The sequence below is a fragment of the Streptomyces decoyicus genome (assembly GCF_019880305.1).
GTDB classification, from domain to species: Bacteria; Actinomycetota; Actinomycetes; order Streptomycetales; family Streptomycetaceae; genus Streptomyces; species Streptomyces decoyicus.
The window spans coordinates 7025518-7045720 of the sequence record NZ_CP082301.1 but is presented as its reverse complement, the minus strand read 5'-3'; the positions used below and the strand labels follow the sequence as shown (position 1 = coordinate 7045720).

16 protein-coding genes and 1 pseudogene are annotated in these 20203 nt (G+C 70.9%); 9 read left to right on the top strand and 8 right to left on the bottom strand.

The window, feature by feature from the left end:
• Nucleotides 1-5: 5 nt before the first annotated feature.
• The 4 genes from K7C20_RS30800 to K7C20_RS30785 all read right to left on the bottom strand — a co-directional run bounded on the left by K7C20_RS30800 (nucleotide 6) and on the right by K7C20_RS30785 (nucleotide 4394).
• The gene (locus K7C20_RS30800) at nucleotides 6-1220 is read right to left on the bottom strand and encodes an acetyl-CoA C-acetyltransferase (RefSeq protein WP_030086013.1); all 1215 of its coding nucleotides are present in this window, start codon (nucleotides 1218-1220) and stop codon (nucleotides 6-8) included.
• A 65-nt stretch (nucleotides 1221-1285) separates the two neighbouring features.
• On the bottom strand, nucleotides 1286-2428 hold the full coding sequence (locus tag K7C20_RS30795) for an acyl-CoA dehydrogenase family protein (RefSeq protein WP_030086015.1): 1143 nt from the start codon (nucleotides 2426-2428) through the stop codon (nucleotides 1286-1288).
• A 225-nt stretch (nucleotides 2429-2653) separates the two neighbouring features.
• Nucleotides 2654-3835 (bottom strand): CaiB/BaiF CoA transferase family protein, encoded by a 1182-nt coding sequence (locus K7C20_RS30790; protein WP_078952858.1) that lies wholly within the window; start codon nucleotides 3833-3835, stop codon nucleotides 2654-2656.
• Between the two features lie 178 nt (nucleotides 3836-4013).
• Nucleotides 4014-4394, bottom strand: a complete 381-nt coding sequence (locus K7C20_RS30785) for an MmcQ/YjbR family DNA-binding protein (RefSeq protein ID WP_030086019.1) — start codon at nucleotides 4392-4394, stop codon at nucleotides 4014-4016.
• 151 nt (nucleotides 4395-4545) lie between these two features.
• Here K7C20_RS30785 and K7C20_RS30780 point away from each other — a divergent pair.
• Nucleotides 4546-5294: pseudogene (locus K7C20_RS30780) on the top strand (MgtC/SapB family protein).
• Between the two features lie 170 nt (nucleotides 5295-5464).
• Here the strand turns inward: K7C20_RS30780 and K7C20_RS30775 are convergent.
• Nucleotides 5465-6910: a sialate:H+ symport family MFS transporter gene (locus K7C20_RS30775; RefSeq protein ID WP_245170953.1), complete on the bottom strand. Its 1446-nt coding sequence runs from the start codon at nucleotides 6908-6910 to the stop codon at nucleotides 5465-5467.
• Between the two features lie 361 nt (nucleotides 6911-7271).
• Between K7C20_RS30775 and K7C20_RS30770 the strand changes: the two genes are divergently transcribed.
• Complete coding sequence (locus K7C20_RS30770) at nucleotides 7272-8459, top strand: saccharopine dehydrogenase family protein (protein ID WP_053208569.1); 1188 nt, start codon at nucleotides 7272-7274, stop codon at nucleotides 8457-8459.
• Between the two features lie 56 nt (nucleotides 8460-8515).
• Here the strand turns inward: K7C20_RS30770 and K7C20_RS30765 are convergent, their stop codons facing one another.
• Entirely contained in the window at nucleotides 8516-9220 is a 705-nt protein-coding gene (locus K7C20_RS30765; RefSeq protein ID WP_048830001.1) for an endonuclease V, read from the bottom strand.
• Nucleotides 9221-9458: 238 nt separating this feature from the next.
• Between K7C20_RS30765 and K7C20_RS30760 the strand changes: the two genes are divergently transcribed.
• Nucleotides 9459-10880, top strand: coding sequence for an amidase (locus K7C20_RS30760; RefSeq protein ID WP_030086025.1), 1422 nt, complete (start codon nucleotides 9459-9461; stop codon nucleotides 10878-10880).
• Between the two features lie 167 nt (nucleotides 10881-11047).
• A complete protein-coding gene (locus tag K7C20_RS30755) occupies nucleotides 11048-11347 on the top strand; it encodes a YciI family protein (RefSeq protein ID WP_030086026.1) in 300 nt (99 codons plus the stop codon).
• Nucleotides 11348-11494: 147 nt separating this feature from the next.
• On the opposite strand, the gene K7C20_RS30750 is transcribed toward K7C20_RS30755, so the two are convergent.
• The gene (locus K7C20_RS30750) at nucleotides 11495-12955 is read right to left on the bottom strand and encodes a sugar porter family MFS transporter (RefSeq protein ID WP_030086030.1); all 1461 of its coding nucleotides are present in this window, start codon (nucleotides 12953-12955) and stop codon (nucleotides 11495-11497) included.
• 334 nt (nucleotides 12956-13289) lie between these two features.
• Here K7C20_RS30750 and K7C20_RS30745 point away from each other — a divergent pair, with 334 nt between their 5' ends.
• The 4 genes from K7C20_RS30745 to K7C20_RS30730 all read left to right on the top strand — a co-directional run bounded on the left by K7C20_RS30745 (nucleotide 13290) and on the right by K7C20_RS30730 (nucleotide 17285).
• Nucleotides 13290-14195 carry an SIS domain-containing protein gene (locus tag K7C20_RS30745; protein ID WP_030086033.1) on the top strand — a complete coding sequence of 302 codons (906 nt, stop codon included), beginning with the start codon at nucleotides 13290-13292 and terminating at the stop codon, nucleotides 14193-14195.
• Between the two features lie 53 nt (nucleotides 14196-14248).
• Nucleotides 14249-15130: a class II fructose-bisphosphate aldolase gene (locus K7C20_RS30740; protein ID WP_030086034.1), complete on the top strand. Its 882-nt coding sequence runs from the start codon at nucleotides 14249-14251 to the stop codon at nucleotides 15128-15130.
• A gap of 127 nt (nucleotides 15131-15257) precedes the next feature.
• On the top strand, nucleotides 15258-16061 hold the full coding sequence (locus tag K7C20_RS30735) for a DeoR/GlpR family DNA-binding transcription regulator (RefSeq protein ID WP_030086036.1): 804 nt from the start codon (nucleotides 15258-15260) through the stop codon (nucleotides 16059-16061).
• A gap of 912 nt (nucleotides 16062-16973) precedes the next feature.
• A complete protein-coding gene (locus K7C20_RS30730; protein WP_030086037.1) occupies nucleotides 16974-17285 on the top strand; it encodes a hypothetical protein in 312 nt (103 codons plus the stop codon).
• Nucleotides 17286-17352: 67 nt separating this feature from the next.
• Here K7C20_RS30730 and K7C20_RS30725 read toward each other — a convergent pair whose 3' ends face one another.
• A complete protein-coding gene (locus K7C20_RS30725) occupies nucleotides 17353-17970 on the bottom strand; it encodes a TetR/AcrR family transcriptional regulator (RefSeq protein ID WP_030086038.1) in 618 nt (205 codons plus the stop codon).
• 468 nt (nucleotides 17971-18438) lie between these two features.
• Between K7C20_RS30725 and K7C20_RS30720 the strand changes: the two genes are divergently transcribed.
• Nucleotides 18439-20190, top strand: coding sequence for an FUSC family protein (locus K7C20_RS30720; protein ID WP_053210205.1), 1752 nt, complete (start codon nucleotides 18439-18441; stop codon nucleotides 20188-20190).
• The last annotated feature ends 13 nt before the right edge of the window (nucleotides 20191-20203 follow it).

Genomic DNA, 20203 nt, shown 5'->3' with positions numbered 1-20203 from the left:
GAGGGTCAGAGGCGCTCGATGACGGTGGCGATGCCCATACCGCCGCCGACACAGAGGGTGGCCAGGCCGTAGCGCTTGTCCTGCCGCTCCAGCTCGTCGATCAGGGTGCCGAGGATCATCGCGCCGGTGGCGCCGAGGGGGTGGCCCAGCGCGATGGCGCCGCCGTTGACATTGACCTTGTCCAGGCTCAGGCCCATGTCCTTGACGAAGCGCAGCACGACGGCGGCGAAGGCCTCGTTGATCTCGACCAGGTCGATGTCGTCGATGGTCAGCCCGGCCTTGGCGAGGGCCTTACGGCTGGCGGGCGCGGGCCCGGTGAGCATGATCGTCGGCTCGGAACCGGAGACCGCGGCGGAGAGGATCCGGGCGCGCGGGGTCAGGCCGTAGCGCTCGCCGACCTCCTTCGAGCCGATGGCGACCAGCGCCGCGCCGTCCACGATGCCGGAGGAGTTGCCGGCGTGGTGGACGTGGTCGATCTTCTCGACCCAGTGGTACTTCTGGAGGGCGACCGCGTCGAAGCCGCCCGCGTCGCCGATGGTGGCGAAGGACGGCTTGAGGCCGGCGAGGGAGTCGGCGGTGGTGCCGGGGCGCATGTGCTCGTCGTGGTCGAGGACGACCAGGCCGTTGCGGTCCCGCACGGGGACGACGGAACGGTCGAAGCGGCCGTCCTTCCATGCCTCGGCGGCGCGCTCCTGGGAGAGCGCGGCGAATTCGTCGACATCCCGGCGGGTGTAGCCCTCGATCGTGGCGATCAGGTCGGCCCCGATGCCCTGCGGGACGAAGCCGGTGTCGAAGTTGGTCATCGGGTCGGCGAACCAGGCGCCGCCGTCGGAGGCCATCGGCACCCGCGACATGGATTCGACGCCGCCCGCCAGGACCAGGTCCTCCCAGCCCGAACGCACCTTGGCGGCGGCCATGTTGACGGCCTCCAGGCCCGAGGCACAGAAGCGGTTCTCCTGTACGCCGGCCACGGTGTCGGGGAGCCCCGCGGCGATCGCCGCGATCCGGGCGATGTCCGAGCCCTGGTCGCCGACCGGTCCGACGACACCGAGCACGATGTCGTCGACGGCGGCCGGGTCGAGCCCGGGGAAGCGCCGGCGCACTTCGTGGATCAGGCCGACGACCAGGTCGATCGGCTTGGTGCCGTGCAGTGCGCCAGTGGCCTTGCCGCGGCCGCGCGGAGTGCGGATCGCGTCGTATACGTACGCTTCGGTACTCAAGTCAACAAGCCTTTCGCATGAGGGTGGAGGCAGGGCAGCGAGTGGGGACCGGGGCCGGTCCGGGGTCAGCCGAGCAGGGAGCGTCCGATGATCTCCTTCATGATCTCGGTGGTCCCTCCGTAGATCGTCTGGATCCGGCCGTCGGTGAAGGCCTTGGCCACGCGGTATTCCGCCATATAGCCGTAGCCGCCGTGGAGTTGCAGACAGCGGTCGGCGACGCGCTTTTGCAGTTCGGTGGCCCACCACTTGGCCATCGAGGCATGCACCGCGTCCAGTTCGCCGGCCGAGTGGTCGGCGATACAGCGGTCGAGGAACGCCCGGGTGACGGCGCACTCGGTGGCCATCTCGGCTATCTCGAAGCGGATGTGCTGGAGCTTGGCCAGCGGCCGTCCGAACGCCTCGCGCTCCTTGACGTACTCGCTGGTGATCTCCAGCAGGTGTTCGGCGCCGGCGATGGCGGCGACGGCGATGCCCATCCGCTCCTGCGCGAGGTGGGTCATCAGATGGATGAAGGCGCCATTCCGCTCGCCGAGCAGATTCTCCTTGGGGACCCGTACGTCCTGGAAGAACAGCTCGGCGGTGTCCTGCGACTTCTGGCCGATCTTGTCGAGATTGCGGCCTCGTTCGAAGCCCGGCATACCGCGCTCGACGACCAGCAGGCTCAGGCCGTGCGACCCGCCCTCCGGCGTCGTCCTGGCCACCACGATGACCAGGTCGGCGAGGATGCCGTTGGAGATGAAGGTCTTGGAGCCGTTGAGGATCCAGTGGTCGCCCGCATCCTCGGCGTGGGTGCGGATGCCCTGGAGGTCGGAGCCGGCCCCGGGCTCGGTCATCGCGATGGCGGTGATGATCTCGCCGCTACAGAAGCCGGGCAGCCAGCGGCGCTTCTGCTCCTCGGTGCCGAGGGTCGTCAGATAGGGGCCGATGATGTCGTTGTGCAGACCCACGGCCAGTCCGGCTGCGCCCACCCGGGCGAATTCCTCGGCGAGCACCGCGCTGTAGCGGAAGTCGCGCTGCCCTCCCCCGCCGTACTCCTCGGGGACCGCCGGGCCCAGCAGCCCCTGCTTGCCGGCCGCCCGCCAGGCGTCCCGGCTGACGATGCCGTCCCGCTCCCACTGCTCGTAATGCGGCGTCACTTCCTTGGCGAGGAAGGTCTTCACGACCTTGCGGAAGGCCTCGTGGTCCTCGGTGAAGATCTGGCGCTTCATCTGCGCGGTCATCTCTGGGGCCCTCCTCGGAGCCGGTTCTTGACGTTCTCGGTGAGCTCGGCGGGCTCCGGCGCTGTCGGGTGGGCGGGCGCCGGACCGTGCCGGGCGGAGCACCGGGGAGCGGGCCGCCCCACACCGCGCCGCCCCTCGCCGGGCGGAAGGCGGCGGCCTCTTCCCCGGCCTGGCGCCGGCCGGCCGCTTGCGGGAGCGTGGTGGCGACTTCCATCAGCCGGCTGCGTCCTTCTGCGCCGTGCGGTCCGGGGCCTCGCCGGAGCCGGCCGGCGGTGGGGCAAGGAGGCCGGGGACCTGCCAGTCGCGGGCGATCTCCGCGGTGTCCGCGCCGGGCTGCGCGGGGGGTCTGCGCACCGCGCCCGGGGTGCCCGAAAAGCGCGGGGCGGGCGCGGGCTGGGTGAGCCCGCTGTGCTCGACGAAGGTGCCGCGGGCGGCGAGATGCGGGTGCTGCGGGGCCTCGCGCAGGGAGAGCACGGGCGCCACACAGGCGTCGGACTCCTCGAAGACCGCCGTCCACTCCTCGCGGGTACGGGTCTTGAAGCGGGCCGCGATGGTGGTGCGCAGCTCGCCCCAGGCGGCGAGGTCGTCACGGCTGGGGGCTTCCTGCCCGATGCCCAGCAGACGGATGAATTCGCCGTAGAACCGCTGCTCCAGTGCGCCGACCGCCATATAGCCGCCATCGGCGGTCTCGTAGGCGCCGTAGAACGGTGCCCCGCCGTCGAACAGATTGGCACTGCGCCGGTCCTGCCAGCTGCCGGCCGCCAGCATGCCGTGGATCATCGCCGTCAGATGAGCCGTGCCGTCGACGATGGCGGCGTCCACGACCTGGCCCGCTCCGCCCTCGGTGCGGGCGTGCTGGAGGGCGGCGAGGACGCCGATGACCAGGTAGAGGGAGCCGCCCGCGTAGTCACCGAGGAGATTGGCGGGGATAGCGGGCGGGCCGTCGGGCGAGCCGATCATGCCGAGGGCGCCCGTGACGGCGATATAGCCGATGTCGTGTCCGGCGGTGTCGGCGAGCGGGCCCTGCTGTCCCCAGCCCGTCATCCGGCCGTAGACCAGCCGGGGGTTGCGTGCCAGGCACTCCTCGGGCCCCACGCCCAGCCGCTCGGCCACACCGGGGCGGTACCCCTCCACCAGCACATCGGCGCGCTCGACCAGCGCGAGCACCTGCGCCACCCCGTCGGGGCTCTTCAGGTCCACCAGCACCGAGCGTTTGTTGCGGTTGGTGATGTCGCAGGCCGGATCGATGCCCAGCCCCGGGCCTCCGGGCCGGTCGACCCGGACGACATCGGCGCCGAGGTCGGCCAGGAGCATGGCGGCGAACGGGCCGGGGCCGATGCCCGCGAGTTCGACCACCCGCACCCCGCTCAGCGGGCCGTTCCCTGACTCCGTCATCGCGCCCCATGCCTCTCCGCACTGTGACACTTCTGATGTAACACTCGTGATGTTAAGAACGTGTTCCATTTTCCACAAGCCCCCCGTGCCAAGTGGCAGCAGCGGAAAAAGCCCGCGCCGGCGATGCCCAACTGTCATCGCCGTCACGGGCCTTTGCGCGCCTGCTGCCGCTGCGCCGCTATCCCCCGTCGAGCTCGGCGATGAGCTTCTTGGGGGCTATGACGCGATAGGACTCCTCCGCCCAGTCGCAGAGCAGCTCGGCCGGCGGAGCACCTTGCTCCGCGAGGGGGACCCGCACCCACCCGGACTTCCCCAGGCCATAACCCGCGGGCCCGGCGCCGGGCGAGGTCAGCGCATGGGCATGCGCCTCTGGGTCCTTCAGCTTCAGCGTGACCCCGGGCGGATAGCTGCCGTCGCCGACACCGAGGAAGACGAAGACCTTCTTGTTGACCTTGATGACGCTCTCACCCCAGGGGAACTCCTCCACGGCCCCGGGAAGCCCCAGCGCGAACGCGCGCACCCGCTCCCGCACCGCCGCCGGTTCCGCCGCCTTCGCCATGCGCTCCTCCACGTCCGTCCCCCTGCGGCACCACCCGCGATGCCGCCCGGCGCCACGCTCGTCCCGCGCAGGCCGCCCTACGCATTCCACGCTAACGGCGACCACTGACAACGGCCCGCGGAGCGCCGGACGCCAGGCCGACCGAGGGACAATGGCCGGCATGTCCGCCCCGCAACTCGCCGCCGCACTGTTCGACTTCCACAGCGGTCAGGGGCTGCGCCAGTTCACCGAACTGGCGATAGCGCTGCTGCTGTCCTCACTGATCGGCCTGGAGCGCGAGGCGAGACAGAAGAGCGCCGGCCTGCGCACGCACACACTCGTCGGTGTGGGCAGCGCGCTGTTCATGGAGGTGTCGGTCCACGGCTTCAGCTCGTTGCTGGGCACGGACGGCGTGGCGCTCGACCCGTCTCGGGTCGCCGCGCAGGTCGTCTCGGGCATCGGCTTCATCGGCGGCGGCCTGATATTCGTCAGGAAGGACGCGGTCCGAGGGCTGACGACGGCCGCCACCATCTGGCTGACCTGCGCCATCGGCGTGGCCTGCGGCGGTGGACTGCCCCTGCTGGCCCTCGGCGCGACGGCGGTGCACTTCCTCGTCGTCCGCGGCTTCTCGAAGGTGTCGGACCTCCTTGCCTCGCGGCCGTCCTACGCCCGTATAGAACTGCGCATCAGCTACCACTCGCAACAGGGAGTGCTGGGGCGGATGTTGGAGATATGCACCGGCAGCGGCTTCCAGGTGACCGAGGTCCAGGTGGAGACCGGCACGGACAGGGCAGGCGATCCGGCCGAGGTGTTGCTCCGTCTGGAGGGGCCGCGGCCGCACACCCTCTGGTCGAGACGCTGTCCGAGCTGGCAGGGGTGCGCGGGGTGGCCCTCGGGCGGCAGGACGACAGTACGGAGTGAGAACGGCTGCCTCACCGTGTGAGAACGGCTGCCACGCCGTGTGCGAACGGCTGGCGCGCCGCCCGGACGGCCCGCGGCTACCCGTGCTGTCCCCAGGGGCCGGAGACGTCACGTTACGGCCCGGCCCGGGGTCCATAACCGATCGGTACCGGCCGCCCGGTGAAGCCCCGCTACGCCGAGCCCGGCGACACCTTCCCGGCAGCGGAGCCACGCGCCGCCTCCCCGGGCAGGGCCCCCGCTCCCCCGGCCTCCGGCACAAGGTGGTCGTCGGGCGCCTGGCGGTCCACAAGCCGGCCGAGCCGCCGGGGGACATTGCCGCCCACCAGGATGACGACCACGAGCGTCAGCCCGAAGGTGAGCACGGCCAGTGCCCGCCCCAGCGACATGCCCTCGGCCAGATGCGCTCCGAGGACGGGCGCGACCGCCCCGCCCAGAGCCCCGACGTTGTAGACGAAGCCCAGTGAGGCGGCGCGGGTGGCGGTCGGGAAGTGGCCGGCAAGGTACTTCGGCAGGATGCCGGAGATGCCCTGGCTGAGCGCGAGCAGCCCGAAGACCAGCACGCCGAGCGCCGGCAGGCTGTCCCGCACCGCGAAGACGGGGAAGACGAAGGCGAGCGAGGCGAGCAGGGTGCCCGCATAGGCCCGGCGGGTACCGAGCCGGTCGCCGACGAAGCCCGCCAGCCAACAGCCCGCCATGGTGCCGAAGCCCGCGTAGAACATCACGTCGGTGACCTGCCCCGGGGTATACCCGAGGTCGGTCTTCAGGTACGTGGGCAGCAGGGCCTGGATCGGCCAGCTGTAGAGGAAGGCGCAGAACACCGTCGCCATCAGGGACAGGTACAGCAGCCATCCGCGCCGGCCGCCGAGCTGCGCGGCGAACGCGATCAGACACAGCGCGGCGACGACCGACAGCCATGGCACGGACCCCGCCCCCACGGGCGTGAAGACGCAGAACAGCGCGGTCGAGGCGACCGCCGCCAGGAGCACGTTGGCCCAGGCCCGTATGCGGCCGGTGAACAACGGCCGGAAAGGGTTGGGCCGTTCCCCTTCCTCACGGGTGGCGGCGCCGACCTGCTTCTGCCAGTCGCCGGCCTCGGGCAGCGATCTGCGCACCCAGAGGGCGACCAGGACGGGCAGTACACCTATCCAGAACATCCAGCGCCAGCCCCAGTGGGGCACCACCCACTTGTAGAGCTCGGCCGCGAGGACGGTGCCGCCCGCGTAACCGGAGATCAGGAATCCGGAGGCCCGGTTGCGCCATCGGGTGGGCCAGCTCTCCAGCACATACGTCACACTGGCGCTGTACTCCCCCGCCATCCCCAGACCGATCACCAGCCGGGCGACGAACAGGCTGGTGTAGCCCCAGGCGAAACCGCAGGCGAAGGTACCGAGCGAGTAGAGCAGGATGCTGGTGATCATGGCGGTCTTGCGGCCGTAGCGGTCACCCATCGCGCCCAGGACGGCACCGCCCAGCCAGCGGGTGATGAAGGCGCCGGAGATCAGCGAAGCGGCGGTGGCGGTGCTCAGGTGGAAGTCGTCGGCGATTTCGGTCAGCACGAGCGTGATCAGGACAAAGTCGAAGCCGTCGAGGAGATAGCCGATCCAGGCGGCGAACATCGCCTTCCACTGGCCCGGGGTGACTTCCTGCCACCAGTTCCGGGTCCGGTCAGGGGTGCCCGCGGGACGCGTTGTCACGGCTACCCGGCCTCCTCCAGCAGTCGGCGGACGGTTCGTTTCACGGCGTCGTCGAGGGGCGGCCGCGGGGAGACGGCCGAGGCGTTCCAGACATGGGACGTCCTATGTCATCGGTGCCAACGGTGAATCTGGACCGGCTGCGACGCCCTGTCAAGACTGCCTGCACACTCCCTGTCCCCACGGGGGATGGCCAGCGCAGCCGCCAGGACCGGACGTTGACGGGGCGACAGCCGCTGCCTAAGGTCCTGACTCCATGCCCAGTGAGCGGTCGAGAGGACGCGCGATGCGACGGCAGGACACCTCCGAACGGTCCTATGACCTCGTCCTCTACGGTGCGACCGGTTTCGCGGGCGCACTCACCGCCGCCTATCTGGCCGCACACGTCCCTCAGGGCTGCCGCTGGGCGCTGGCCGGGCGCAACATCGCCAAACTGGAGCAGCTGCGCGACCGGCTGACGAAGGCCGATCCCGCCTGCGCCGAGCTGCCGCTGCTGCGGGCCGACAGCGGCGACCCCGACTCGCTGCGCGCCCTCGCCGCCGATACCCGGGTGCTGGTGACGACCGTCGGCCCGTACCTGATCCATGGGGAGCCGTTGGTCGCGGCCTGCGCCGCGGCCGGCACCGACTATGCCGACCTGACCGGTGAGTCGGAGTTCATCGACCGGATGTATGTGCGCCACGACGCGACGGCCCGCGCCTCCGGTGCGCGCCTCGTACACGCCGCCGGATTCGACTCCGTCCCGCACGACCTGGGAGTGCTCTTCACGGTGGGGCTCCTCCCCGAAGGCGTCCCCGTACGCATCGACGGTTTCGTACGCACCAATGCGGCGTTCTCCGGCGGCACCCTGGCCTCCGCACTGAACGTCGCCTCGCGCCCGGTCGCCATGGTGCGGGCCGCCCGCGAGCGGCAGCGGACCGAACCGCGACCGGCCGGCCGTACGGTGCGGGCACCGTTCGGCCCGCCACTCCGGAGTGGCGAGACGCGCACCTGGGGTGTGCCGTTGCCGACCCTCGACCCGCAGATCATCGCCCGCTCGGCCGCCGCGCTGGACCGCTACGGGCCCGACTTCCGCTATCGCCACTACGCGGGCGTACGGCGGCTGCCGATCGCGGTCGGCGGGGCGCTGGGAGCCGGGGCCCTGTCCGTACTCGCCCAGGTGCCGTCCGCGCGGCGCTGGTTGTCGCGGCGGCTGGAGCCGGGCGACGGGCCGAGCCCCGAGCGGCGTGCGCGCAGCTGGTTCAAGGTGCGCTTCGTCGCCTCCGGCGGCGGCAAACGCGTGATCACCGAGGTCTCGGGCGGTGACCCCGGCTACGACGAGACGGCGAAGATGCTCGCCGAGTCGGCGCTCAGCCTGGCCTTCGACGACCTGCCGGAGACCGCCGGCCAGGTGACGACCGCGGTCGCCATGGGGGACGCGCTGACGGCGCGCCTCCAGGATGCGGGCATCACGTTCCGCCTCGTCCAGGAGTAGCCCGGTTCTTCGCCCCGGTCGCGCGGGTCCGCATCCCGGTCTTGCCGTTCTTGCCGTCAGGCGCTCGCGAGTGCCCTCCGGCACAGCGAGTCCGCGGCCCGGGTCGTCTCGGGGAGCCGGTAGGCGGCCGCCAGGTGGAGCGTATGCGCACAGGCCCGGTCGAGGTCGATGCGGTGCCCGACGGAAACGAAGACCGGCTTGACGCCCTTTTGGGTCCGCAGCGCACGTCCCACCTCCTCGGCACCGTCCAGAAGAGGCGAGGTGGCGCCGCGGTCCGGCCCGGGAGGTTCGTACCGGAAGGTGAAGGGGTTCTTGGCGACGCCGATGGTGGGCAGCCCGGTCAGCACCCCCAGATGGCTGGCGAGCCCGAAGCGCCGCGGGTGCGCCAGCCCGTATCCGTCGCAGACCACGAGGCCAGGGGTGCGGGTGAGACGGGCGAGCGCGTCGAGCACGGTGGGAATCTCGCGGAAAGCGAGCAGTCCGGGGACGTACGGGAAGGAGACCTGCCCGACGGCGGTGGCCTCGTCGACGACGGCACGCGTACGGGCGTCCAGGGCGACGGCGGCAGCGGCGACGACATCACGTGCGTCGTCGTAGGCGACATCCACCCCGACCACGGTGCCCTCGAACCCCGGTTCCGGCCCGGATTCATCGAGCCGCACGCAGGGCCGCAACCGGTCCTGGACCGCGCGTGCCTGGTCTTCGTCGGCCGGCCAGTGCCGCAGTTCGTCGTCGCAGGAGATCGTTCCGGGAGTGTCCATGGTGCCCACCACGCTACCGAACCGGTGAGCGAGCCCTGGCCGGGCGGATCGGCTGATGGTGCGCTGTCAGTTCGGCCCACGGCTCGCTGTCAGTGGCGCTGGGTACCGTGGTGAGACCGGAACCGGACCCCGATGACCATGCGGGCGGTGCCACCGAGGCGGACGAGGGCAGGTGACAAGAGGGCCCCTCGTTCACCGCCACCGCCACGTCACCTCCCTGAACCCTTCCGAGGTCTTCATGCCCGACGCGCTCCATCAGCTCGACGCCACCGACCTCGCCGCCCGGTTGCGGCGCCGCGACCTCTCCGCCCGGGAGGTCGTCCAGGCGCATCTGGACCGCATCGAACAGGTCAATGTGGCCGTCAACGCCATCGTCACCCTCGATCCCCAGGGCGCACTCGCCGCCGCCGCGCGCGCCGACGAGCGCCTCGTCCGGGGCGCCCCCGTCCCGCCCTTGCACGGCCTCCCGATCGCGTTCAAGGACACTCACCTCACCCGCGGTATGCGCACCACACACGGCTCACCGCTCTTCGCCGACCACATCCCCGATGAGGACGATCTGCTCGTCGAACGGCTCCAACGGGCCGGCGCCATCCGGCTCGGCAAGACCAACGTCCCCGAATTCGCCGCCGGTTCGCACACCTTCAACCCGGTCTTCGGCACCACGCGCAACCCCTACGACACCACGCGCTCGGCCGGCGGCAGCAGTGGAGGCGCCGCCGCGGCGCTCGCTGCCGGGATGCAACCCCTCGCCGACGGCAGCGACATGGGCGGCTCACTGCGCAACCCGGCGTCCTTCTGCAACGTGGTCGGGCTGCGACCCACGCCCGGACGCGTCCCCCGGCACCCCGGCGGCAATCTGTGGGACACCCTGTCGGTCCCCGGCCCCATGGGGCGGACCGTTGCCGACACCGCGCTGTTGCTGTCGGCGATGGCAGGTCCGGATCCACGCTGCCCCATCGGCCTGGAGACGCCCGGCGAGGCCTTCCGTGTGCCGCTCGACCGCGAGTTGCGCGGGCTTCGTATCGCCTGGACACCCGACTTCGGGGGACGCGCGCCGGCCGACCCGGACGTACTAGCCGTATTGGAGCCCCAGTTGAGGGTGCTGGAGGAGCTCGGCTGCCGTGTCGACACCGCCTGCCCGGACCTCACAGGGGCCGACGAAACCTTCCGTACGCTGCGGGCGCACAGCTTCGACCTCGCGCTCGGCGGTCTGCTCGACTCCGACCGGCAGGCCCTCAAGCCCAGCATCGTCCAGAACATCGAGCAGGGCCGCCGGCTGACCGTGGCCGACCTCAACACCGCCACCGCGACCCGCAGCCGGCTGTACCTCGGCGTGCTGGACTTCTTCTCCCGGTACGACCTGCTCCTCGCCCCCGTCAGCCAAGTCACGCCGTTCGACGCGGAGCTGGAGTATCCGCGGGAGGTCGCGGGCCGGCCCACCCACTCATATCTGGACTGGATGCGGTCCGCCTACCTCGTCTCCGTCCTCGGCGTGCCCGCCCTTTCGGTTCCCGCGGGATTCACGCCGGGCGGCCTGCCCGTGGGGATGCAGTTCATCGGGGCCCCGCGCGCGGATCTCGCCGTCCTCCGGGCCGGCCATGCCTACGAGAGCGCGACACGGCACGGGCGGCGCCGCCCGGACCTGCCCGCAGCGTGACCGGTGCGTCCTGGCACCGTGCCCGCGACGCTTCCGGGACTTCAGGGCGCTCCCGGAGGCGATTGCGCCGGCAACCGGCGAGGCACCTCGCGCCTCCACCCTGGCCTGCGCATTCGTCTCCAGGAGGAGGCCACGCTCCCGTCGGACGCCTCGTCTATATTGCAGCTATGTTCGTACTGGAACTGACTTATACCGCGCCCCTCGAACGCGTCGACGCCGTCCTTCCGGAGCATGTGGAGTGGCTTCAGAAGCAGTACGCCGCCGGGCACTTCATCGCCGCGGGCCGCAAGGTCCCGCGTGACGGGGGCGTGATCCTCGCTGCCGGGACGGACCGTGCGACGATCGAGCGGATCGTGGCCGAGGACCCGTTCACCGTCGCCGGGGTGTGTGAGTACCGGATCACGGAGTTCGTGGCAACGACGACCGCGCCGGCTCTGGAGCAGTACCGGGAACAGCTGCCCTCCTGAGGCACCGTCCCTCCGGCCCGGACCGCCGGCGATCCAGCAGTCCGGGCAGCAGCTTCGATGCATGTGTCACCGCACAGGCCCCGCTCTGGACGCCCGGCGCGGGAGCACTCGGCATCCCCTCCGTCAGTGGGTCATCTGCCCCCGCGGCTACGAAGTCGTGGTCGGCGGCACCGCTGAACCACTGAGCGTGCCGGGACGTACCGGAGCCGGCGACGCGGGCCAGCGCCCCCCGTTGCGCCAGTAGCCCTGGATCTCCTCCAACTGACGCCCCTTGGTCTCGGGCGCGGTGACGGCGGCGAAGACCAGTGCGGCGAGCGCGAGGACGCCCAGGCCCGCGAAGGTCCGGGCCGCACCCGCCCAGGCCATCAGGGAGGGGAAGAACTGGGCGATCAGGAGATTGGCGACCAGGTCGGCGGTGAGCATCACCGAAGCCCCGGTCGAGCGCAGCTGGGCGGGGAACGCCTCGCTCGCATAGACCCAGATCAGCGATCCGAAGCCGAAGTTGAAGGCCGCGGTGAACAGCAGGATGGCGGCGAAGCCCACCCAGGTCGTAGCGCCGTGCAGCTCGCCCGTACTGAAGACCGCCGTCAGGACGGCGAGCATCACGACCATCGTGCCGATACCGCTGAGCAGCACCACCCGACGGCCCAGTCGGTCGATGACGAGAATGGCGAGCACCGTCGCGGCCAGCGAGGCGAGCTGGACGAAGGACGGCAGCAGGAAGTTCTGACCGCTGCCGGTGAAACCCATCTCCTCGAAGATCTGCGGACTGTAGTACGTCACGGCGTTGATGCCGGTGATCTGGCAGAAGAATCCGAGGCCGACGACGAAGAGGGCGGCCCGGGCGTACGGCTTGCGCAGCAAGGAGCGCGCCGACCCACCGCTCTCCTCGGCGAGCGCGGCCCCCACCGCCGCGACCTCGGTGCGCGGATCGACCTCCGGGTCGGTCATGGCCATGACCTCGACGGCTCGTTCCGTCTGCCCCTTGAGGACGTACCAGCGCGGGGTGTCCGGCAACCTGAGCAGCGGGATCAGGACGAGTGCGGCGGGGATCGCGGAGAGGCCGAGCATCCAGCGCCAGTGGCCGCCGCCGGACAGGCCCCAGTTGACGAAGTACGTGATGACGATGCCCGCGACCGTGGCCACTTGGTAGGCGGCGACGGAGGCTCCGCGGATGCGTGCCGGGGTCGATTCCGCGACGTAGAGCGGAGCCGCGACGATCGAGATGCCGATGGCGATGCCGAGCAGGAAGCGCACGACGTCCAGCACGACAACGTTGGGCGCGAGGGCGGAGAGTCCGACGAAGACGGCGTACGAGCCGGCGACGATCAGCATCGCGGCCTTGCGGCCCAGGGCGTCGGCGAGCTTGCCGCCGATCATCGCGCCGAGGATGGAGCCGCCTACCAGAATGCTGTTGACCAGGCCTTTTTCGGCCTCGGTGAGATGGAAGTCCTTGCTCAGGAACACCAGGGCACCGGAAATGCTGCCGGTGTCATAGCCGTAGATGACGCCGACGACGGCGCCGGTGAGCGCGAACAGCCTGCCGGTGCGGTGTGCGGTCTTGGATGACGGCGGCGGGGGCGTCGCGGAGAGCGTGGCAATGGACATGGGGAGTCCTTTGTGCGGCGGAGCGGGCCTTGCTGCATGACTGAACCTGCGTGACTGATCTTGCGAGTATTCGGCGACTTTCACGCAGCTGTCAACACTTTCTTTCTGCACCTCCGCCGTCCCGCCGCCACACCGCCCCGGCCCGCATCCAGCCTGGACAAGCAGCAAAACGAGCTCCTAGCAGGCCACCGCTCCACCTCTCCCCTCTGGCGCATCCACTCGTACGAGCGATGGAAAGGTCTCAACTTTCTGCGTACAGTCGATTGCAACGAACTCGAATATTGCAGTTTCACGCAGCACGATCGATCAGATGCACAGCACGGGAGGGCGGGCCATGAGCGAGATCTCGTACATGGAGCAGGAGCTGCACAGCCAGCCGGAGACCTGGCGGGAAGCGGCGCGGATCGGGGCGGCGACAAGTCTGCTGCCCAAGGCCGGACAGCGCGTCGCCGTCGTCGGCTGCGGCACCTCATGGTTCATGGCGCAGTCGTATGCGGCGCTTCGGGAGGCGGCAGGACAGGGGGTGACGGACCCCTTCGCCGCCTCCGAGGCGTTCCTCGGCAGCGCCCGCGGCTACGACGCGGTGGTGGCGATCACCCGGTCCGGCACCACGACCGAGGTGCTGCGCGTACTCGACGCCGTCAAGGGGCGCATTCCGACGGTGACCCTCATCGGTGACCCAGGGACGCCGGCGGTGGCGGTCTCCGACGAGACGGTCGCGCTTCCGTTCGCCGACGAGAAGTCGGTGGTGCAGACCCGCTTCGCCACCACGGCGCTGACGCTGCTGCGCGCGCATCTGGGCGAGGACATCTCCCGGGCGGTGACCGATGCGGAGGAGGCGCTGGCCGCGCCGGTGGAGAAGGAGTGGGTGGACGCCGAGCAGTTCTCCTTCCTCGGCACGGGCTGGACATTCGGCCTGGCCAATGAGGCGGCGCTCAAGATGCGTGAGGCGTCGCAGAGTTGGACGGAGTCCTACCCCGCTATGGAGTACCGCCACGGCCCGATCGCGATAGCCGCACCCGGCCGGGTGACCTGGCTGTTCGGTCAGGCACCGGAGGGGCTGGAGGCCGATGTACTGCGGACCGGTGCGCGCTTCGTGCGCCATGCGCGCGATCCGCTGGCCGATCTGGTGCTGGTCCAGCGGGTGGCGCTGGAGCGGGCCCGCGCCCGCGGCCTGGACCCTGACAACCCCCGCAGCCTGACCCGTTCGGTGATGCTCGAGGCGCCGGCCGCCTCGTAGAGCCCCGCCTACTCCACGTCAACCCGCCCTGCCCGCAAGGGAGTCAGCGTCCCATGCCCCTCGTTCCGACCTCATCGATCGTCGACGCCGCGCGTGAGGCGCGGGTCGGTGCCGCGGCCTTCAACGTCATCCATCTGGAGACCGCCGAGGCGCTCGTCACCGCCGCCGAGCGCACGGACATCCCGCTGATCCTTCAGATCAGCGAGAACTGCATCCGCTACCACGGCAGTCTGCTGCCCCTCACCCGCGCCACCCTTGCCCTCGCCGAGGGCTCGACGGCCCCGATCGCGGTGCACCTCGACCACATCACCGATGCGGAGCTGGTCCACCAGGGCATCACCGCCGGGGTGGGTTCCGTCATGGTGGATGCCTCCGCTCTTCCCTACGAGGAGAACGTGGCGACCACCGCCGAACTCACCACCTGGTGCCATGACCGTGGCGCCTACGTCGAGGCGGAACTCGGCGAGGTCGGCGGCAAGGACGGCGTCCATGCGCCAGGGGCCCGCACGGACCCGGACGAGGCCCTGGCCTTTGTCCGCGCGACAGGTGTGGACGCCCTCGCCGTGGCCGTTGGTTCCTCACATGCGATGCATGAACGCACGGCCGTACTGGACAAGGACCTCATCGCGGCGCTGCACACCGCTCTGCCGGTGCCGCTGGTACTCCACGGCTCCTCGGGGGTGCCGGACGACGAGCTGCGGCGGGCCATCGCCGCCGGAATGACGAAGATCAATATCTCCACTCATCTGGTCTCCGTCTTCACCCGCTCGATACGGCACACACTGGGCGCCGACCCGTCGCTCGTCGACTCCCGGAAGTACCTCAAACCCGCCCGGGAGGCGGTGGCCGAGGAAGCGGCGAGACTGCTGGACGTGCTGGGCACTCCGGCGACGGTGCCGGGCCAGTACGCGGCCCAGGCGCCCGCCCGGGGGTGAGACAGCGGCCCGCGACGACCCTCCCGGCGGCGCTTCGCCGCAGCGGTCGGGATGGTCCGCCACGGTGGAGTACGAGGGTGCCTACCGCGCGTCACCGTGGCCGGCTGGGACGAATTAGGCTCGCGTTATGAAGCGCCATGAACGGATGAACGCACTGCTCGAGCTGCTCGGGGACCGGGGCCGGGTGGACGTCGAGGAGGCGGCGACCGAGTTGGAGGTCTCGGCCGCCACGATGCGGCGCGACATGGACGCCCTGGCCGAGCAGCAGTTGCTGACCCGCACCCGGGGCGGGGCGGTACTCAGCTCCGTGGCGTACGACCTGCCGATCCGCTACAAGCATGCCCACCGGTCGGAGGAGAAGGAGGCCGTGGCAAAGGCCGCGGCGAAGCTGGTCGAGCGGGGTGATGTGGTCGGGCTCAGTGGCGGGACGACGACCACGGCGATCGCCCGGGTGCTTGCCACCCGCCCGGACTTCGCGGAGGCCGGCCCGCAACCGCATCTGACGATTGTCACCAACTCCCTCAACATCGCCAATGAGCTGGCCGTACGGCCGCAGATCAAGATCGTGCTCACCGGCGGGGTGGCACACTCCCGGTCGTTCGAACTGGTGGGACCGTTCAGCGAGTTGGTGCTCCAGCAGATCTCCATCGACATCGCGTTCATCGGCGCCAACGGTATGGACCCGCTGATGGGAGCCACGGTGCACGACGAAGCGGAGGCCCGGGTCAACCGCCTCATGGCCGAGCGCGCCCGGCGTGCCGTGGTCGTCGCGGACTCATCGAAGATCGGCGAGCGCTGCTTCGCCCGGGTCGGCCACGCGGATGTCTTTGACACGTTCATCACGGACAACGGAGCGAAGGAGGCAACCCGCCGTGAATTCGCGGACCGAGGACTGCGAGTGGTGACGGCACGCCCGTCTGCCGACGAGTGACACTCCACGCAAGCCGAAACATCGGCCGCCACTAGACACCGAACCACGGGCAGTCACCCATCGCCGGCCACCACCCGGCCACACCACCCGGCCGCCGGCCACCGGCAGGCGGCAGGCGGCAGGCGGCAGGCGGCAGGCGGCAGGCGGCAGGCGGCAGGCGGCAGGCGGCAGGCGGCAGGCGGCAGGCGGCAGGCGGCAGGCGGCAGGCGGCAGGCGGCAGGCGGCAGGCGGCAGGCGGCAGGCGGCAGGCGGCAGGCGGCAGGCGGCAGGCGGCAGGCGGCAGGCGGCAGGCGGCAGGCACAACGGGAGCGGCCTGGCGCGGGTAGCCCGTTACCGGGTTCGCCTTCAGGAGCCTTGGGGCGACTGCGGCTACCAGGCGCCGCGACCTCGGAGGAGGGTGGCCGCGCCACCGTCGAGGAAGACGGTCTGGCCGGTGACGTGCGCGTTCTCCGTCTCGGGGGAGACCAGCCGAGCGAGGTGGGGGGCGACCTGCTCGGGTGTGCGTGATCGTGCAGCGGCATGGGACGGTCGCGTCGACGATCTTGCGGATCTCGGCGTTGGCGAGCATGGGCTCGGTCAGGGGGTGACGACAGTGCCGGGGCGATCGCCATGGAGCACTGGGCATGGCAGGGCATACCGGAGGACCTGGCGGGGCTGACCCGTCGCGCGCTGCACTACGGGCGGGGCGATGAGCTGTAGGTCGCCGGGCCGATTCGCCCCGCCCGGACCGGCGGCCCGGCCGCGCCCTGCCCACCCGGCCCCATTCCGAAACGGCCGCGCTTGTGTCGCGCTTGTGTCCCTGTGTGGCCCCCGGGGCTGATTTCCCCTGAGCTTGTATGGACAATGGGGAATGAACGTGCGAACCCGGAGTGGGCTTCGCGGGGGATCCGAGTTTCCAACGGGGGAGATCACGTGCGGAAGATCATGGCCATAGCACTGGCAACGGTGGCGTGCAGTGCCTCTCTGACACTGGCCGGCGCCTCGTCCGCGGCGGCCGCCGAGCGGGCCCCGCACTGCGTCGTGGTGCGGAAGCACTTCAACAAGGGCCACCACCGCTACTTCCGGCTGACCAATCTGTGCTCCCGGCGGACCGCATGCTTCACCATCGTCGTCCCGCATCAGCGCGACCCCCACGGCAGACTGCCCAAGGGTGCGACAAAGGACATCCGCTACGGCACGACCTGGGCGCCGCGAGCCCTGTATGTGAAGAACACTTCCTGCTGAGCGGCCGCCGACGGTAGGGCACCGCACCTCGAGGGTGCGGAGACCGCCGCCTCCTGCCGGCGCGGGGTCAGACGCGTACGGCGATGCCGTCCAGCACCATCGAGAGGTACTGGCGGGCGATCTCCTCGGGGCTGTGCTGTCCTCCCGGCCGGTACCAGCTCGCCGCGACCCAGACGGTGTCGCGGACGAAGCGGTAGGTGAGCCGGATGTCGAGGTCGGCGCGGAAGACCCCGTCGGCCACGCCCCGTTCCAGGGTGCCCAGCCAGGCCTTCTCGAACTTCTGCTGGGAGTCGGCGAGATAGCCGAAACGAGGCTGGGTGGCGAGGTGCTTGGACTCCTTCTGGTAGATGGCGACGGCCGCGCGATGCCGGTCGATCTCCCGGAAGGACTCGGTGACCAGGGCTTCGATGGTCTCTCTGGGCCCGAGTCCGGCGGCGAGTACGGCGTCATAGCCGTCCCACAGCTCGGTCAGAAAGCTGGACAGGATCTCGTCCAGCATCGATTCCTTGGAATCGAAGTGGTAGTAGAGGCTGCCCGCGAGCATTCCGGCCTCGTCCGCGATACGGCGGACGGTGGTGGCGTTGTAGCCGTGTGCGGCGAATACCTCCGCCGCGATGTTGAGCAGTTCGCGGCGGCGCTCCGGTGACGCGTTCGCGGTCGTCGTCTTCTTCTTGGCGGCTGGCACCTGGCCATTGTCGCCCCGCCCGCCCCCTCGCTGTCGTCCCCGTCTGCGGCCCCTCTTTGCCGTCCCTCCCTGCCGTCCCTCCCTGTCGTCGCTCTCTGCTGTCCCTGCTTCGCCGCCCCTCCCCCTGTCGTCGCTTTTCTGCCGTCCCTCTCTGCTGTGCCTCTCTGCTGTCCCTCTCTGCTGTCCCTTTCCGTCGTGTGCGCTGGCCGTGGCCGCGGCCACACGCTGCCGCTCATCCCCCGCACTTCTCCCACTGCCTCGCGCTGCTCCTACTAGCCCGCACGGCCCCTCCCCATCCCCCGCGCCGCCTCGCCCCTCTTCCCCACCCCTCTTCCCCACCCCTCTGCCGCTCCCCTTTGCCGGCTCCCTTACGTGGCGCCTGGTTCCGGGTGCTCACGTGGCGCCTGGAGGCCGCACGGACGGGTGAGGTGAATATTTCACTAGTAAAACACCTGCTAACCTCCTCGTATGGGGAAGCACGCACGGCCGTCCGGGAAGAGCGCGCGCACCGCGCCGGGGAGCGCGGTGCGCGTCCGGCCGTTGCCGATCAGGAGCGCCGTGCGACTGCGCCGCCCCGTCGACATCTGGCACAAGCCGGCACTCAGCGCGGTGGCGGCACTGGCTGTGCCCGACTTCGCGTTGTTCGCCCTGGGACGGCTGGATCTGATCCTGTACACCTCGGCCGGGGCGATGTGCGCCCTCTACGCGCACGGTCTGCCGTACGCAGCTCGCGCCCGCACACTGCTGTGGGTGGTGCTCGGGATGGTCGCCGGCCTCGGCGTCGCGCTGACCGCCGCCTCGCTGACCACCTCGACCGCGCTGCTCGTCGTATTGGCCTCGCTGGTGGCCGCGGTCCACAAGATGGTCTGTGACGCCACGCGCATCGGCCCGCCGGGAAACCTCATCCTGACGTTCATCGCCGCGTCGGCCTTCTTCGTGCCGCAGCACCTCGGCCAGGTTCCGCTGCACCTGGCGCTGGCGCTCGGCGCCGGGGGACTCGCCTGGCTGGTCTGCATGGCGCCGGCGCTGATACGGCCGCGGGGGCCGGAGCGGATCGCCACCGCTCGCGCTCTGGAGGCCTCTGCGAGGCTGCTGCGTACGGAACCTGGCCCCGGCGGGGCGGAACGGGCCGGTGTGGCACAGGCCCGGCATGCCGCGGCGGCCGCCGTGAACGCCGCCTGGCACACGCTGTTCCTGGTCCCGGCGCGCACACCGGCGAAGGCCGCGGCGCGGGCCGGGCTCGAACGGCTGCTGGTGCGCGCCGAGTCGGCGCTCGGGCACGAACCCCGGTCCGCGGCAGCGGAAGCCGAGCGGCTCACCGGCTGGGCGCGTGAGCTGCGGAGCGGGCGGCCGTTGCCCGAGGTCGCGCTCTCGGCCGCGGAGACCGAGGAGCTGGTGGGCGTCGCCGACGAGGCGCGGGAGCCGCGGCGCCCCGCGCCCGGCCGCACCGGGGTGCTCGCCCGGCTCGCGCCCGGGTCACCACTGCTGCCCATCGGCGCGCGGGTCGCCGCCGGGGGTGTGCTGGCGGGGTGGGCATCGATGGCCGTCGGCGTCGGCCATCCGTATTGGGCCGTGGTCACCGCGGCCTCGATCTACCAGGCCAACACCACGCTCTCCTGGCAGCGGGCGCTGCAACGCACGCTCGGCAATCTGCTCGGTCTGCTGCTCTACACCGCGCTGCTGCCCCTGCTGCACACCGGGCAGCTCATGATGATCGTGCTGGCGCTGGTCTGCCAGCTCGGCGCGGAGGCCTGCATCACCCGTAATTACTGGCTCGGCTCGGTGTGGGTCACGCCGATGGCACTGCTGCTGACCGAATTCGGCAGTCGGCTGCCGGCGAGGACACTGATCGCGGACCGCTGGATCGACACCGTGGTGGGGGCGGCGGTGGGCCTGGCCTGCTGCGTGCTGGTCACCAACCGGCGGGCCGCCGACCGTATCGAGGTCGCCCTGGAGCGGGTCACGGCTGCGGAGTCCGCCGCGTCGCGGCTCCTCGCGACGGGGCCGGCGCCCGGGGCGGACGACGCCCGGGAGACCGGCTGGGCCCGTGACCGGCTGGCCGGTGGCCTGGTCGAGCTTCGCGAGGCCGTGGAGGTGGCGGCCGGTGAGTGGTGGCAGCGCGCCCTTCCGGAGGAGCGGATCGCCCATGCCGAGCAGCAGGGCCACCGGGCACTGGCCGGTCTCGTAGGGCGGCTCTCGGCACCGGTGCCGGCCGCCTGACCCGTGCGTCCGC